Source organism: Luteolibacter yonseiensis (genome assembly GCF_016595465.1).
GTDB classification, from domain to species: domain Bacteria; phylum Verrucomicrobiota; class Verrucomicrobiia; order Verrucomicrobiales; family Akkermansiaceae; genus Luteolibacter; species Luteolibacter yonseiensis.
In genome coordinates this window covers 811709-827115 of sequence record NZ_JAENIK010000012.1, presented here as the reverse complement: position 1 = coordinate 827115, position 15407 = coordinate 811709, and the positions used below count along the sequence as shown (strand labels likewise).

12 protein-coding genes are annotated in these 15407 nt (G+C 60.5%); 1 reads left to right on the top strand and 11 read right to left on the bottom strand.

The features are described 5' to 3' along the window. Window positions 1–52: 52 nt before the first annotated feature. The 10 genes from JIN84_RS19220 to JIN84_RS19175 all read right to left on the bottom strand — a co-directional run bounded on the left by JIN84_RS19220 (window position 53) and on the right by JIN84_RS19175 (window position 13851). Window positions 53–685 carry a hypothetical protein gene (locus JIN84_RS19220; RefSeq protein WP_200352689.1) on the bottom strand — a complete coding sequence of 211 codons (633 nt, stop codon included), beginning with the start codon at window positions 683–685 and terminating at the stop codon, window positions 53–55. A gap of 18 nt (window positions 686–703) precedes the next feature. Next, the gene (locus JIN84_RS19215; protein ID WP_234043573.1) at window positions 704–1279 is read right to left on the bottom strand and encodes an RNA polymerase sigma factor; all 576 of its coding nucleotides are present in this window, start codon (window positions 1277–1279) and stop codon (window positions 704–706) included. A 164-nt stretch (window positions 1280–1443) separates the two neighbouring features. Continuing rightward, window positions 1444–1773 carry a putative signal transducing protein gene (locus tag JIN84_RS19210; protein WP_200352687.1) on the bottom strand — a complete coding sequence of 110 codons (330 nt, stop codon included), beginning with the start codon at window positions 1771–1773 and terminating at the stop codon, window positions 1444–1446. A 68-nt stretch (window positions 1774–1841) separates the two neighbouring features. Beyond that, the gene (locus JIN84_RS19205) at window positions 1842–5894 is read right to left on the bottom strand and encodes a M60 family metallopeptidase (RefSeq protein WP_200352686.1); all 4053 of its coding nucleotides are present in this window, start codon (window positions 5892–5894) and stop codon (window positions 1842–1844) included. A 173-nt stretch (window positions 5895–6067) separates the two neighbouring features. Further along, window positions 6068–7873, bottom strand: coding sequence for an NPCBM/NEW2 domain-containing protein (locus tag JIN84_RS19200; protein WP_200352685.1), 1806 nt, complete (start codon window positions 7871–7873; stop codon window positions 6068–6070). A gap of 308 nt (window positions 7874–8181) precedes the next feature. After that, on the bottom strand, window positions 8182–9207 hold the full coding sequence (locus tag JIN84_RS19195) for a glutamine synthetase beta-grasp domain-containing protein (protein ID WP_200352684.1): 1026 nt from the start codon (window positions 9205–9207) through the stop codon (window positions 8182–8184). Between the two features lie 151 nt (window positions 9208–9358). Continuing rightward, the gene (locus JIN84_RS19190) at window positions 9359–11296 is read right to left on the bottom strand and encodes a response regulator (protein ID WP_200352683.1); all 1938 of its coding nucleotides are present in this window, start codon (window positions 11294–11296) and stop codon (window positions 9359–9361) included. A gap of 1 nt (window position 11297) precedes the next feature. Next, on the bottom strand, window positions 11298–12422 hold the full coding sequence (locus JIN84_RS19185; RefSeq protein ID WP_200352682.1) for an FIST signal transduction protein: 1125 nt from the start codon (window positions 12420–12422) through the stop codon (window positions 11298–11300). Between the two features lie 165 nt (window positions 12423–12587). Next, window positions 12588–13403, bottom strand: coding sequence for a PP2C family protein-serine/threonine phosphatase (locus JIN84_RS19180; protein WP_200352681.1), 816 nt, complete (start codon window positions 13401–13403; stop codon window positions 12588–12590). A 16-nt stretch (window positions 13404–13419) separates the two neighbouring features. Then, entirely contained in the window at window positions 13420–13851 is a 432-nt protein-coding gene (locus JIN84_RS19175; RefSeq protein ID WP_234043572.1) for a protein kinase family protein, read from the bottom strand. A 147-nt stretch (window positions 13852–13998) separates the two neighbouring features. Here JIN84_RS19175 and JIN84_RS19170 point away from each other — a divergent pair, with 147 nt between their 5' ends. Then, window positions 13999–14427 (top strand): YlbF/YmcA family competence regulator, encoded by a 429-nt coding sequence (locus JIN84_RS19170; protein WP_200352680.1) that lies wholly within the window; start codon window positions 13999–14001, stop codon window positions 14425–14427. 122 nt (window positions 14428–14549) lie between these two features. Here the strand turns inward: JIN84_RS19170 and JIN84_RS19165 are convergent, their stop codons facing one another. After that, window positions 14550–15407, bottom strand: coding sequence for an ROK family protein (locus tag JIN84_RS19165; RefSeq protein WP_200352679.1), 858 nt, complete (start codon window positions 15405–15407; stop codon window positions 14550–14552).

Below are 15407 nucleotides of genomic sequence, written 5' to 3'. Positions count from 1 at the left end.
CATACTATAAGCGTAGTAGTTTGATGTCTTTGTCTTTTTTTGAATCGTGTTTTCAGTCCGTTTTCGCGGGAACCAGCATGTATTTGACCTTCGGCTGCTCGACCTGATAGGTCCGGCCGTCCCCATCCTTCAGGGTGATGCGGTCCTGATAGACGACACGGACGACGCTGTGCGGCTGGTTGTTGGACTTCCAGACGATGCCCTCGTCGCTCACCTCGCTCACGCCGCGGTTGAAGCTGGCGGGAATGAGGTTTGCCGGACCGTCTTGAGAGAGAGGGGCGGGGTCTGCCTGGCGGGCGGTCCTCTCCGGAGTCTTCCCGGTGGGAATCATCAGGGCGGAGATGGCGCCGACCAGCGCGACGGCCGCCGCAGCGCTCCACATCGGACGGTTGGTGCGGGCGGCGGGTGTTTGTTTGCCCTGCTGGGCCTTGGGAAACATCACGATCTTCTCATTCACCGGGAATGGAACCTCATGCACCACGGCTTCGAGACGTGTGAGGAAATCGAGAGAAAGCCGGGCGGGTGAATGCCTGCGGAGGGAGTCCTCGAACCGGAGTTCCTCACGGGTGAGCTGCGTCTGGGTCCCCTCCGCGGCGGCTTCGAGCCGCCGGAGCAGTTCGTCATCGAGCATCGCGGCCTGCAGCGACCGGAGTTCCGCTTCGATGGATGAATGATCTTGCTTCATGTGGTTTGGTGGAAGGTGTCAGATGGAAAGGTCGCCACGGTTGCGGGCGTTGCTGAGAAGTTTCTTGAGCGCTTCAAGGCCGTAACGGTAGCGCGAGGCGGCGGTGTTCTGTGAGATGCCGAGCGTTTCGCCGATTTCCGCGAACGTGCGTTCGCCCCATATTTTCATGGTGATGACCTCGGCGAACTTTTCGGGCAGTTCCTTGAGACCCCGTTCGAGCTGGGAACGTGTCTCGTCGTCGGATGACTCGGTTTCAAACCATGGCTGGAGATCGTTGGAAAATGCTTCCGCATCGGCGGACACATTGTCCTCGCGGCGCTTGCGGCGGTCGTCCCGGCGGCTCAGATCGATGGCGAGGCGGCGGATGGCGGTATAGAGGTAGGGAAGCCATGCTTCCTGCCCGCCGACGAATTCGCCGCTGCGGACCTTTTCGACGAGTTTGACGAGAGCATCCTGGAAGATGTCCTTGGCATCCTCATGAGATCTGGACTGCTGGCGGGCAAAGAGCAGTAGCTTGGGGCCGTGCTCTTCCAGCCACTCGCGCCATGCGGAGGCTGCGGGAGATGCTTCGGTGGCCGCGGTTGAATTTGCCATGGGATTGTCGCTGGTTTCATCCATAGAGCGTTGCGGTCGGGAGGATTTGTTTTTTGTGATGATAAAATATCGAATCCGGCACCCATCGTCGCGTGTTTCTCCGCGTCCGGCCCGCCGGTTCCCAAAGGTGGGGGGGAGAAGCCGGATCCCGGTTGCCTGTGCCACTAGTCCTGACGCCACGGCTGTCGTCCGAAGATCGGCAAGGGCACGCTGAAGAGAATGGAAAGCAGTATCACCACGGGCCACGCGCGGACAGGTTGCAAAGGATAGGGGCCTTTTCTCAGGGTGTCCATGTAGGCCTGATGGATGTCCGCCGCATGCTCCAGATCCTCGTCCTGCACCGCCAGTCTCACTCCGCCGAGGGTGTTGCTGTAATACCAGAAACTCTGGATGAAATGCTCATCCAACAAAAATGCCTCGATCCCGTGGGACCCGAGAAAGGTGCGGAAGAGATGTGCGTCTTCCGGGGTCGTGAAGGTGGCCACGGTTTGCATGGTCGGACGCTAGCCTGGATTTCCCCGCGTGGCGATCTGCTATTTTCCCCCCACAGCCCCGCGCGCCCTCAACGAAGGGAGGCATGGACGCGCATGAATCTGCGGATGGGGGCGGGGGAGTCGTTTGCGACGAAGTCGCTGACGGATACGTCGCGAGTTGCTCCGCCTGGGGATTCCGTAACCACCACCCCCGGGATCAGGGCTGAAAACGCTCCTCCATCGGTGCTGACGGCGAGGTCGCTCCATTGCCCGGTAACTTCGTCACTTGCCTGCACCTTCAAGACCACATCACTGGCGGAAGTGTTGCGGGAGAATGAAAGAGTAAGCCGGTTTTCGAATATCGCTCCTCGCACAGGGGGAGAAGAAAAAGGGGAGTTTGGTTCCGTGCCGAGAGCATACTCCAGAAGGTTCACGAGGCCGTTGTGATTGGGGTCCGCGTGAGGACCCGAGACTGACGGGTCGCCCGCCGCCGCACCAAATTTGGCATTTTGCCAGGACGTCATGGGTGTTTGCGGAGCCACGGTGACGGTGATGGCGATGGAATCGAGCGTGCCGACGGTATGGAAAACACGCGCGCTCAGGGAATGGGGGCCGACCTCCGGATTGATCCAGTTGATGCTGTAAGGCGGGGTGTCGTCCTCGCCGATCAGCGTCTCACCATCAAAAAACGCCACTCTGAAAATGGTGAGCGTGTTGTCACCGGGTGTGGCGGATACCGGGAATGTGCCGGGGGTGAACAGTCGTTCACCCGAGTCAGGGGTTGTCAGCGAGACCGTCGGCACGGATGGGCGGGGAGGGAATGCGGCTGTCGCATTCCGCGGGATGAGCACCGCGTTCGGGATGACCTGCCGCGCGATGCCGGGGCCCTCCCATGCCACGGAGACATGGTCGCCGCCGGAGCCTTCCGTCTGGATCGCCTCGATGTAGTAGGCCCGACCCATCTCCAGAAAAACGGGTTGGGATTTCTGCGACGAGGATGCCGTCCATTGCTGGAAATTCGTGTAGCCGCTGACGGTGGCGATGGCTCGTTTGTTGGCTTCAGTCCCGTCGGTGCTGAGTGAGAGCGTGCTGCCGTCGTCCGAAGAGATCCAGAAGGTGTGAATCCCTGTTTTCATCGGGATCAGCCAGCCGGATACGCGGCGGATGTAATTGTTCGACACGTTCTGAGCGGAGGTGAAGGTGGTGTAAGTGCTGGTTGACGAGGGGTTTCCGCCGATGGCGGAGCCGGCCCAGCGCTCTTCGAGGATGCCTTTCGTGCGGTTGCAGAGGATCGTCGCGGTGCCGAAGCCGCTGGCTCCGCTGCTGTCCGTGACCTTGACGGTAAGAACGATCACACCCGGATCGGGAAGGGTGCTGGCGTTGGTGACGGTGATGGCTCCGGTGCTGGAGTTGATGGCGAAATGGCCGTCGTTACCCGCCACGATGGAGCGGCTGACGACCGTGCGACCTTGTTCGACAGTGGCGGCCGGCGTGCCGAGCGACGTACCGTCGGCCATCGTCTTCGTCGCCGTCAGGAGCTTGCCTTCGACCTGCGGCGGTTCGCCGGTGTTGAGGATATTGATGGTGAAAGTCTGGGTCGCGGCGTAGCGCGGTACTCCGCAATCCTGCACCTGGACGGTGAGCGTGTGGCTTGCCAATGTTTCCGCATCCACCTTCTGAACCCGGAGCCTGCCGGTTCGTTTGTCGATACTGAAGGCGTTGTCGGGATTTCCGCCGGTAATGGAGTATTCGTAGATCTGGCCCGGCTCTTCCGCATCCGTGGCTGAGAATTGGTAAATCTCGGTGCCCGGCACGGAGTCCTCCCTCAAGCTGAGAGCCGGAGGGGTGGAAAGCGAGTCGATCGGTGTGTTGCCGGTCCAGGTGGGATAGCCCTTTGCGGCGATCTGGTCCTTCACCGATTGGGTGATTTCAAAACCCGCACCTGCTTTTCCCAAGCCGTAGCGTTGGAAATAAGCGTCGAGATTCCGCCCCGTGGCATCGCAAAACAACAGGTAGAAGCGGTTGCGCTTGAAGTTCGGATCGGCGGTATTCAAAGCCTTCAACGGAGCATCCGTCGCGGAGGTGGGATCCTGCAGGTAGCGCATCAGGCGGGAAAGGGCCGTTTTATAGCATTGCCAGCCGAACGCCTCGGCCAGGTTGAAATAGAAGTCGTAGGCGACAGGGTAGGAATCGTTCGCCTTCTGCCAGGTCTGCTGATCCACCGGCAGTGCAAGATACGTGTTTCTTGCCGCAATACGGTCGACCGCATCGTAGCTGGAATGTGCGCCGTCCCATGCCGTGCGGTCATGGAGGATCGTGTAAATCATTCCGGGAAACAGATTCACATCCACCTCGGCGCTGGTCGCGATCACGAAGGAGCTGTCGAAATCATCCTGAAACCCATGGCCGAGCTCGTGATAGGTGCCCCAGTCTCCGTTCACCCGTGCGGAATTCAGCAGCGATTCCGCATCGGTTCCCCAACCCGCTTCGATCGGGTAGCCCGCATAGGCGGCACCATAGGCCACGTAGCGTGACGTGCTCACGACTTCCGCGCGTTTCCGATAGTTGGAATAGCCGTAGCAGTCGTCCGCGATGTCCATCACCTGTTTCCAATAGGCGGTCACCTCCGTCGGGTTGCTCATCTTCGAGAGTTGGGCGCTGGGCAGATACAGCGTCAGCTTTTCATTCCGGATGTAGCCATAGGGGGCGGGATTGTTCTTGATGCCGTCATTCCATTCGGCGTCGGTGGTCTGGCCGAGTACGAATGCCGGAGCCTTGATCCCGCCGTGCACGGTCACCTCGAAATTTCCCAGCGATTTGCCTGCGGGAACAAGGATCGTCACCAGCCCGCCCAATACGCTGCCGGTCTGGGTGGCGGCTTGGGTGAGTGGCACACGCCGCCAGAGTTTCGGGAAAAACGTCCAGGTGGTGGTGTCGAAGGTTGAGTCCTCGCTACCGTTTGGTGAGATGAGGACTTGCAGGCCTTGGGCGATCTTATCCACCGGAATGGCAACCGTCACTGTGGCACCGGGGGCGGCGTAAACGCCCGTTTCGACACGGGTCGGTTTGCCGCCTTGGTTCATGTAGAAGTCCGTGGCGGTGTTGCCATTCACCGTCACCGTTCTGCTCACAGGGATGGCACCCGCGGCGGCGGAACCCGGGAAATCCGCAGCACACGGATGGGCGAACAACTGCCCCGGAGCCATCGCGTCGTAAGTCTGCGATTGGTAGCGCGCGAGCATCTTTTCGACCGGTTTGGCCGTGGTATTGATCGGTGAGGCGAGTGTCGGCGCGATAATGCCGTAATGGGTGGCGTCACCCAAAATGTCCAATTTCGCGGCCAGGGTCGGGATGTCGATACGGACCTGTGTGACTTGGAAAATCGCGTTCGCCGCGATGCCGCGGTTCGCTGCAGTCATGACCGCCGTGCCCTCTTTGTCAGCGATCAACGCGTCTGCGGCCACCAGAGCCGAGTTGATCGCCGGGTGCGCGGCCGGCGCAACCGTGTATGAAGGATCGGCCGAATAGTCTCCGGTAAAAACGAGTCCGAAGGGTTTTAAAATTTCATTGCTGTCCGCATAAGCGCCCGCGGATGCCGCCCAAGGGGTGGCGCTCATCACGATGCCGCCGCCCGCCGTCGCGAAACCGGCGATGCGTGTCATTACGGTGTTCGAATAGTCCGTATTTCCACCCAGAATAAGCACATGCGCGCCATTGAGGTTCGCATCCGTGATACCCGATGAAACATTGCGCACCGTGTAGCCTGCGGTGGTGAGGAATGTTCCGACCGCCGTGTTTCCGACAACGACCGCGATCGTTCCGACCGGAACCGGCTGACGGCTCGCCCATAGCACCGAGTTCGCAAACAAGGTCCCGCGCGGACCCGCCACTGTATCAAAAAATCCCGTGTGTGAAAAGCCCACCGCCCGGGCTGCTGTTCCGGCGTAGCTGTCACCGTAACGCCCCGCGCCCATCACCGACTGGGGTGGACCGGCCGTTCCCAGGAGAACGGGAAACGCTGCCGTGCCAAACATGGCCACCGTCCCCGGAGTGCCCGGTGCGGTGATGACCTGCGATTCCGCTCCGCTGACGAGACTCGCGTAATCCCCGGATAAATCCGCACGGGATGATGCTGTGAACACGAACGAGAGCGCCAGAAAGACGGCCCGAGAGATCAAAGGGAAACGATGCATGGCAACAAGGGATGGGGAATCGTCCGGACGGGTAAGCTCCAATTGATTTGGTCATATCATTCCGAATTATCTCGTGCTAGTAAAAATTTCAGCCGGTGGGCCGCACGTGGCGGAGGCGGGCTTCAACGGGAAATTTCGGGAGCGAGCCAGAGCCCCCAGTCACCCCGGGTTTCGTCCCCGCCGTCTTCCGTACGCAGGGTGAGTTTTCTGATTCCGCTGAGGTCGGCTTGGAATGGCAGGCTCTTGCCGGCCTTGACCACGTCCGATTGCCACAGCAGCTTGCCATCGCCCTCGATGACGAACCGGACGGTGCCGTCATGACCGTCCGCGATACCGGCTCTTCCTTGAAGGGACTTCCATGAGCCGTCCAGTTCCCACACATGGCGGGCGGGTGCGTGGGCGTAGAGTCCGCGTGCATATGCCCGGCCGCCACAGATGAGAATCCCGTCTCGTCCCGGCAGTCCGTCGCGGGTCGGTGGACCATAGCCGGTAAGCGCCTCGGCGGTGGCCATTTCGGAGAGAAGCACCCGGTTGGTTCCGGGGCCGATTCCTGATTTCAAGCGGGGTGAGATGGAATTCGCATAGCATCGGGCGATTTCCGAAAGGGAATCGTCTTTGAATGAGGCAAGTTCTTTCAACCGCAGTTCCACAGCAGCCGGGGCACGGGCGGCGACCGCGGCGACGAGTGGTTCCAGAAGCAGCCGGGTTCTCGATGCGGAAATATCAACCTTGCCCGAAGAATCCACCAGATAGGGATAGCTGTAGGGGGTGGCGCTCAAGAATCCGGAGGCTACGCCGTTTGACTGGAGATAGACCACCCGCAGCTCACCCGCCTTGCCTTTGGCGAAGGTCTGGCAGTGCAGGACGAATTTGCCGTTCTTGTCCGGCACCGCCGTGGTGGTCGTGGCGTCGTAATCGCCTCCACCCTCGGGATCCATGTAGGCGACCACCCCATATACCGGCGGGTCCGCCTTCACCGTGGCGGAGAAATCGCAGCCATTCCCGGCTTGCTGGATCGAGGCATCCGTCACCAATACGTTTGCGGGAATGTCCACGCCCTTGATGGAGCCGCAGAAAATCGGGTGGGACGCTAGCCGCAGCGCGTGGGCGAGGGTGAGGAACGTGCCCTTGCCTTCGCCCCGCAGATTCTCACCGTAAGAGCGGTTTCCGGATCCCATGAGCGCGGTTCCGAATGATTCTTTCTCGTCCTCCCGTTCGCACGCATGGGGGAGACCCAGGGCGTGCCCCAACTCGTGGGCCACGCCACCGATGAAGATCGAATTATAACGGCCGACCGAGATGTTTCCATACTGGCCGTCATGGAAAACCGGCTCCTTTTTCGCCAGGAAGTCCAGGTTCAACAACGGGGAATCCACCTGCCATGCGGTGCCCTTCATATGGGTTCCGCCGGCATAGTAAGGGCTGTTCTGGGTCATTGTTCCCTTGTCGGCATCCCAGTTCGCCATGTTGCAGAAGATCACGATCGTTTCCTTGTCCGCGTCCACACCGGCCTGCTTCAGCGGCTTGAGGCATTCCTCGCGGATTTCGCTTCCGCTTTTCGTGGCGTAGTGAGCGTAGGGGTGCCTGCCCCGCACCTGATGAATGCGGATCATGCCGCCAGATTCTTCATCAAATCTCAAGGTGCGGGGACCGAATCCGACGCGTGTCATTTCCTTCGCATAGAATTTCTGGATGTCGTGCAACACGGCGGAAAGCCGCTCGCGATATCCCGGTGCGGGTTCCCGGTCGGAGGGGGTCCACAAGATCACGTGCAGTTTTCTCTGGGCCCGCTCCGGTTTTTCCGCCTGCCATTCATCCAGGATGGCCCTCGCCGCGGGTACCTGCGAGGCGATGTCATTTTCGGGAGTTGCAAGACCTGTCATCAGGGATGCCAACAGGAGGCAGCATGAGTTGATTCGGATTTTCATCGGATAATGGGTTGGACCGCGTGGGTGGCAGGGGTTGTCGCCGGCGTTGTAAAATCCACTACGTCTATTATCTCGCGATAATTCGCAAATGAACCAGGATTTTCAAAAAAGGTATCCGAGGGTTTTCGGCCGATGACGAAGCGACTGTCTGCCACCCGCCGCAGAAGTCCTGGCACCCCGTTGCGATCACCGGAAGGGCGGCACCGGAGGCCATGCAACAGGCCGTTGTCGGTTTCCCTATCTCAAAAAACAAGCCGCCTTCCCGTGAAGGAAGGCGGCTTGAGGAAAACTCACTCTAAAGGGTCAACTCAAGGAGTCGGCACGAGGGAGATCGTCTTGAGGATCCGCGAGGCGATCTGGTACGGGTCGCCTTGGGAGTTCGGACGGCGGTCTTCGAGATAGCCTTGATATTTGTCGCCCTTGACGAAGCTGTGCGGGATGCGGATGGACGCACCGCGGTCAGCGACACCGTAGGAGAACTTGTCGATGGCCTGGGTCTCGTGGAGACCGGTGAGGCGCATGTGGTTGTCAGGACCGTAGACGGCGATGTGCTCTTCCACGTGGTCGGCGAAGGCACCCATGAGTGCTTCGAAGTACTCCTTGCCGCCCTTGGTGCGGAGGTACTCGGTGGAGAAGTTCGCGTGCATGCCGGAGCCGTTCCAGTCGGTGTCACCGAGTGGTTTGCAATGGTATTCCACGTCGATGCCGTATTTTTCGCAGACGCGGTTGAGGAGGTAGCGGGCGACCCACATTTCGTCGGCGGCTTTCTTGGAGCCCTTGCCGAAGATCTGGAATTCCCACTGGCCTTTCGCCACCTCGGCGTTGATGCCTTCGTGGTTGATGCCTGCGTCGAGGCAGAGGTCGAGGTGCTCCTCGACGATCTGGCGGGCGATGTCGCCCATGAACTTGTAGCCGACACCGCAGTAATACGGGCCTTGGCCGATTTTCGGGAAGCCATCGACAGGGAAGCCGAGAGGACGTCCGTCCTGGTAGAGGAAATATTCCTGCTCGAAGCCGAACCATGCGCCGGGATCGTCAAGGATGGTGGCACGCGCGTTGGTCGGGTGCGGGGTGGTGCCGTCCGGCATCATGACTTCGCACATCACGATCGCACCGTTCTTGCGGGTGGTGTCCGGGTAGATGGCGACCGGTTTCAGGACGCAATCGGAGCTGCGGCCTTCAGCTTGCTGGGTGGAACTACCGTCGAAGCCCCAGAGTGGGAGCTCTTCCAGGGTTGGAAAACTGGCGTATTCTTTGATTTGCGTTTTTCCGCGGAGATTTGGCACGGGGGTGTAGCCGTCGAGCCAGATGTATTCCAATTTGTATTTGGCCATATGTGGTTGTTTTCAGTGATTAACGGTAATTTTGTCTCAGAAATCCTTGTGAATCCGGGTGCTCCCGTGGCCGCCAAGGATGACTGACATTCATGAAAAAGCATCATGCATGCCAAGCCAAATTGTTTTTGGCATTCACGTTGGGGGGTATTTAAGGGTTTGCCATGAGCCAGATGTGGGCTCTTTCGAGGGCGTTCGCGAGTGATTCCGGGCGCAGCGGTTTGCTGAGGTAATCCTGGAATCCGACCTCCCGTGCTTCAATCTGCTGCTCGGACTGGACGTTCGCGGTCAAGGCGATGATGTAGGGGCGCGAGGCGCCGTTGGGGTTGGTGCGGAGCATGCGGGTGGCGGCGACACCGTCCATTTCCGGCATCTGGAGGTCCATCAGGATGATGTCATGGTTTCCCGCGGCGTGGGCGGCAAGCACCTCCAATCCGTCGGCGACGATGTCCGCCCGATAGCCGAGCCGGGTGAGGAACAGGCTGATGACCTTCTGGTTTACGGCGATGTCTTCGGCGACGAGTATTTTCAACGGATACTTGTTGGCGAAGGAGGTGTCGTATTCCGGCGCCGCACGGGTCGGCACCCGGATGTGGCTGGTGGGCAGCAGCGTTTCGGAAATCAGTGAGAGCAGCTCGCTGGGTTTGACGGGCTTGGCGAGCCTGCGGCTGATCAGGGGGCCTGCCTCATCGGTCAGGTGTCCCCGCGAACTCAGGAGAATGAAGGGCGGCAGGCTGCGGGGATGTCTGCGGTCGAGCTCCAGGGCGAGTTCCGCACCGTTCATGACCGGCATGTTGTAGTCCAGCAGGACGAGGTCGCAGGAATTCCCGAGCAGGAAAAACTCGATGGCGGCTTGGGGACTCGGGGCGAGGGTGACGACAAATCCCGCGCCACGGAGTTGCTGTTCGAGGATCCGGCGGTTGATCGCGATGTCGTCCACAATCAGGATATGCCGTCCGGCGAGAGGACGGATGTCGAGTTGTTGTGGCGGACGCAGCTCATTGAGACCGACCGCCTCCGCGCGGATGTCGAAGTGGAAGGTGGTTCCTTCGCCGGGCTCGCTGGTCACGGAAATTTCTCCTCCCAGCATGGACACCAGCCGCTGGGAGATGGCCAGTCCGAGCCCGGTTCCGCCAAATCTCCGCGTGGTGGAACTGTCCACCTGGGTGAATGCCTTGAACAGGCGGTCGAGCCTCTCGGCTGGAATGCCGATTCCCGTGTCCTCGACATGAAACCTGATGTTCCATTTGTCTTCTTCCCGCATCGCGCTGACGAAGATGCCGATGCCTCCCTGAGGAGTGAACCGGATGGCGTTTCCCACGAGGTTCACCAGAATCTGGCGCAGCCGGGTGGGATCCGAGTTGACCCATCGCGGCACCTCCGGGGAAATGAAAGCTCCGAGATCCAACATCTGCGCGGAGGTCTGGGCGGAGAACATGTCGATCACCTGTTCCACCGTGGTGTGGATGTCGGTGGGAATGCACTCGACCTCCATTTTTCCGGCCTCGATCTTGGAAAAATCCAGGATATCGTTGATAATGCTGAGGAGCGCGTCGCTGCTGGCGCGGATGGTCTCGGTATAGTCGAGCTGGTCGGGAGACATCTCCGAATCGAGCAGAAGGCTGGTCATCCCTACCACGGCGTTGAGCGGCGTTCTGATTTCGTGACTCATGTTCGCCAGAAACTCGCTTTTCGCCCGGTTGGCGGAGTCCGCGGCGACTTTCGCGGATCTGAGGGCGTTTTCCGTATCGCGCCGCAGTTCCGCGAGTTGCTCGATGTCATGGGCGACCTGCAGAAGATCCAATCCGCCGCGGTGGCCGGATTCGTCGTCGTTCAGCAGGTTGATCGCCTTTTCCAACCGTTGGAGCACTTCGGCATTGCGGTTGTTCTGTTCGATCAGGGTGGCGTTGGATTCGGTCAGTTCGCGGGCGCTGACAGTCATCACGTGCTCCGTCAGCAGGCGGTCGCTGTCAAACTGGGCGTAAGCGCCATCCACCAGCTTGATGAATGGCAGCACTTCCGGTGGCACCGTGTCTGACGAGCCGAAAACTCTCCGCAATTGCCGGGCCAGTAGCGGGTGATAGGTCATATCAGACTTCCCGGAAACTGGTGATGGTCATGGTTTGATTGTGGAGCTGGCTTTCCAGTTGATGCCCGGAGGGGGCCAGTTCGCCGTAGGAATAGAATCCGCCGATCACCGGAGAGTCCCCGAAGGCCGCCCGCACGCTCTCGAGTTCCTCCTCGGTGCGCTGGCCCAGCACGATCCTCCGGCCGACGCAGCTGACGCAGAGCACCAGTTCCGCTCCGGGCAGTTCCGCTTGTTCCGCCGCCGATTGCGCGCCATCGATGAGATCCTCATAGGACGCCCGCATGAGCTGGACCTTGGCCCCTTCCGGGACGTCACCGGCGAAAGTCATGGTGTTCGCATCCTCATCGATCGAGAGGATGGTCCTGACGATGAAGGGGGTGTTTTCTCCCTGCGACACCCGGAGGGGGAACCTCAGGGCGGAGGCTGGCAGGCCGGCTGCCTGGCTGCCAAGGTAGGTTTTGTAAAGATGGAGTGCCGGCTGCCCGTCCAACTCGTGGAGGCAGTTGCCCTCGGACCGGGTGACCAGGCGTTCCGGGCCGAATCCGCTCCAGCCGCCCGCGCTGCCGAAGGCCAGTTCCACATTTCCGTAAAACCCGATGGCGACGATAGTTCCGGTCGTGGGGACGCTGTCCAGGCCCACGACGGTCTTGCTGAAGGCGGTGCCGTCTCCGGCCAGACCGCCGCTGAGTGTCACCTGAGGTGGAAGCTTGCTGTTGAATGTGTTGCTCAATTCCGTGCCGTTGACGGAACTGCCGTCCGAAAGCACGAATACGTGACGGAGATCGTCCGCCGCGAGCACGTCGGCGAGGTGGGCGCACAAGGTTTCGAGGTCCGGGTGGGATGATAGATTCGCAACCTCCGCACGGGTGCGGGACTTTTCCATGCGGAGAGCGGTGCAGAGCACTCCGCTGTCATCGATGATCTGGTCCGCCAGGTTGCCGGAGGTCGAGGCGAGGGCGATGTGGGCGGCAGGAAATCGTTTTTTCAGCTCCTGATAAATATCGGGAGACTCGATGATTTCGCGGATTCCAAAAGCAAACACCAGTTCGGCGTCAGCCGGAGCGAGCCGCCCGTGGTCGTTTTTCCATTCGAGGGAGGGCAGGAGGAGGGTTTGAAGTAATTTCATGGAAATTCTAGGGAGAAGGTGGGGCGGATCTGAAGAAAACCACGCATCAGTTTCTGTTAGAAATGTTTTGTCTGATCCTCCACCCAACCAAGGAATAGGAAAGCCAAAAAGTTGATTGCCGCAAAAAGTGCTGCGGGAGGCCGGGGGGAGGAGGGTGGGGGTGTTTCAGGCGATCACCGAGATCACGATCAGGCTCGTGTCGTCGATACCCGAGTTGTCCACGGCGCGTTTCAGGAGTTTTTCGGCGGTGGCCATCGGACAATCCGTGCAACCGGCGAGGGCTTCCGAAATGTGGCGTTCCCACAAACCGTCGATGAGGCCGTCCGAGCAGACGAGGAAACAGTCGCCCGGTTCGTAGGATACGGCGGCGAAGTGGGGATTCACCCGGGCATGGCCCCCGCCGACGACTTCATAGAGCGCGGCGCGGCGGGGGTGGTTCCGGTATTGGATCTCGCTGATCTCCCCCCGTTTCCACTGCCCCCAGGCGGCGGTGTGGTCTCGGCTGAGCTGCTCCAGCACGCCACCGCGCGAGCGGTAGATGCGCGAATCCCCTGCATTGGCGAGGTAGAGGTTTTCCGGAGTGAACCAGGTGAGCGCCAGCGTGGCGGCCATGCCACTCTTGTCCGGGCAACCATTGGCGGCGGCGTTGATCTGTTCGTGGATGCTGCGCAATGCGTCTCCAAGGTGGCTGATGGAATCGGGGAAAAAGCCCGCGGCAGCCGCCTTGAACGTTTCCGGGATGATCTCCGCCATCTGGGTGACGATGGTTGAGGACGCGATGTCACCGGCATTTCCTCCGCCCATGCCGTCGGAAACGGCGAAGACGAGATCATGCTGGGCAAGGGGCAGGCTGCCCTCGGCGGGTAATGTTTCCGCACCGAGCGCTCCGGAGGCGAAGGCGATGAGCGAATCGTCATTGCGGGGTTTCCGGGAGCCGCTGTGGGTCAGCGACGCCCAGTGAAAAATGGCGGATTCCGTCACGAATGATGGGTTGGGTTTATGGGTGTTCGGGATTTTTGGGTGAGGGAGTGCCGAGCTCCGGCGGTGGTGGAAGCACCTCCGCCAGCTCGAAGTCGATGATGCAGAAGCAACCGAGCTTGTCGGAGTAGGTGATGTTCCGGGGCTCCGCGTCGAGATGGCGCACGCCATACTCGCGCTCCAGTTTCGCGAAAAGCTGGTTGGCCTTCTCCTTGGTAATCATGGACGCGGGCTTCCCGCAGTTCGTGGAGACGAAATAAAGCTCCTCCGGATGTTCTTCCAGCAGGCGTGGGACATACGGGCAGCCGCGTTCTTCCAACACCTTCAGGACGGAGACCTCCATGGCGTAGCGCTTGTCCGCATCCGTGCCCCGCAGGCGCTTGTGGACGTGGCCGTAGAAATCGATCCGGACGTTGGAACGGATGCCGTCTTTGAGTGGGTCGATGGCCATGGGGAAGTGAGTTGCATTACGAAAACCGGGCTTCCGCCCGCTGTCACGCTTTTTGAGGAGCACCGTGTTTTGAAGGACGCCGGCGGATCGACCGGCCCCCGTTTTTATTTCCGTTGCCAGTCCGGTTTTACAGGCGTATTGAGCGGCATGTCCATTGTTGCCGAAGACTCACAAGTCATCTCCAAAACCAAGGAACTGTGCGCGCAAATCGTCAGTGATCCTACCTTTCTCAAGCTTCAGGCCCAGGTCGAGCGCTTCCTGGGCGACGACGCGGCCCGCCTCCAATACCAGAGCGTGCATGAGCGCGGCGAGGAACTCCACCACAAGCAACACGCCGGCATCGAGCTGGGCGCTGTTGAAATCCGCGAGTTCGAGGCGGCCCGTGACGCTTTGTTCGCCAATGAAATCGCCCGTGATTTCCTTACCGCCCAGCGCGAACTGGAAGGCCTCCAGAAGGAAATCGGCAAGTACGTGAGCAGCACCATCGAAAACGGCCGCGTGCCAACGGCTGACGACCTCGTGGAATCCGGCGGCGGTTGCTGCGGTGGCCACGGTGGCGGCGGCTGCGGTTGCTAAAACGCACCGGTGAATCTCCAAAGCCCGTCATCCCTGCGGATGGCGGGCTTTTTCGTTTCCTCCTCCATGCTTGTGGCTGTCACTGGATCGGGGGCGCGATCACAAGGCAAAACCGCACCCGTTCAAGAACCCGTCAGCAGAAACGCCCCGCATATTCCCGCTTCCTGGCCGAGGGCGGGCGGGACGACGTAGTCACCATCGGTCAACAGAACGGGGAAATACCCCGCGCCGATTTCCACAAGCAGCCTGTTGATCTTTTCATGCAATCCCGCCACCTGGGAGACCCCTCCGCCGACGATGACCTTCTCCGGAGAAACGATGGCAAGCAAGGAAAGGATCCCATGCGCGAGGTACCACGCCTGCATGTCCCAGGCGGGATGGCCGACCGGCAGTTCATCAGCCGGTTTCCCCCACCGGGCCGCGATGGCCGGGCCGCTTGCCAAGCCCTCCAGACAGTCCGCATGAAACGGGCATACGCCTTTGAACGTGTCCTCGGGATGACGCGGCACCTTCAGGTGACCCGTCTCAGGATGAAGTGAACCGTGGATCAGATGTCCTCCGGACAGGATCCCCGCTCCGATGCCGGTGCCGATGGTGATGTAGGCGACGTCATCCAGCCCGGCCGCCGCGCCGATCCGTGCTTCCGCCAGGGCGGCCGCGTTCACGTCGGTGTCGATGGAGTAGCGGGCCTCGGGAAATACTTCCGCCAGCGCGCCTGTCAGCGAGAAGTCCGACCAACCGGCCTTCGGTGTCGCGAGGATTTTTCCATAATTCTCCCGCCCTTTCACCACCCCCACCGGACCGAATGCGGCGATGCAGATGTCCCCCGGAGTGCCTCTCGCGCGCAGCCATTCCGCCGCAACGGCAAGCGTCTCTTCCGGGTGGGTTGTGGGGAAGCGGAACTCTTCCACGACCTTCCCTTCAGGCGTGCCAATGGCGACGACGGTCTTCGTCCCGCCCAGTTCGATTCCTGCGATCAT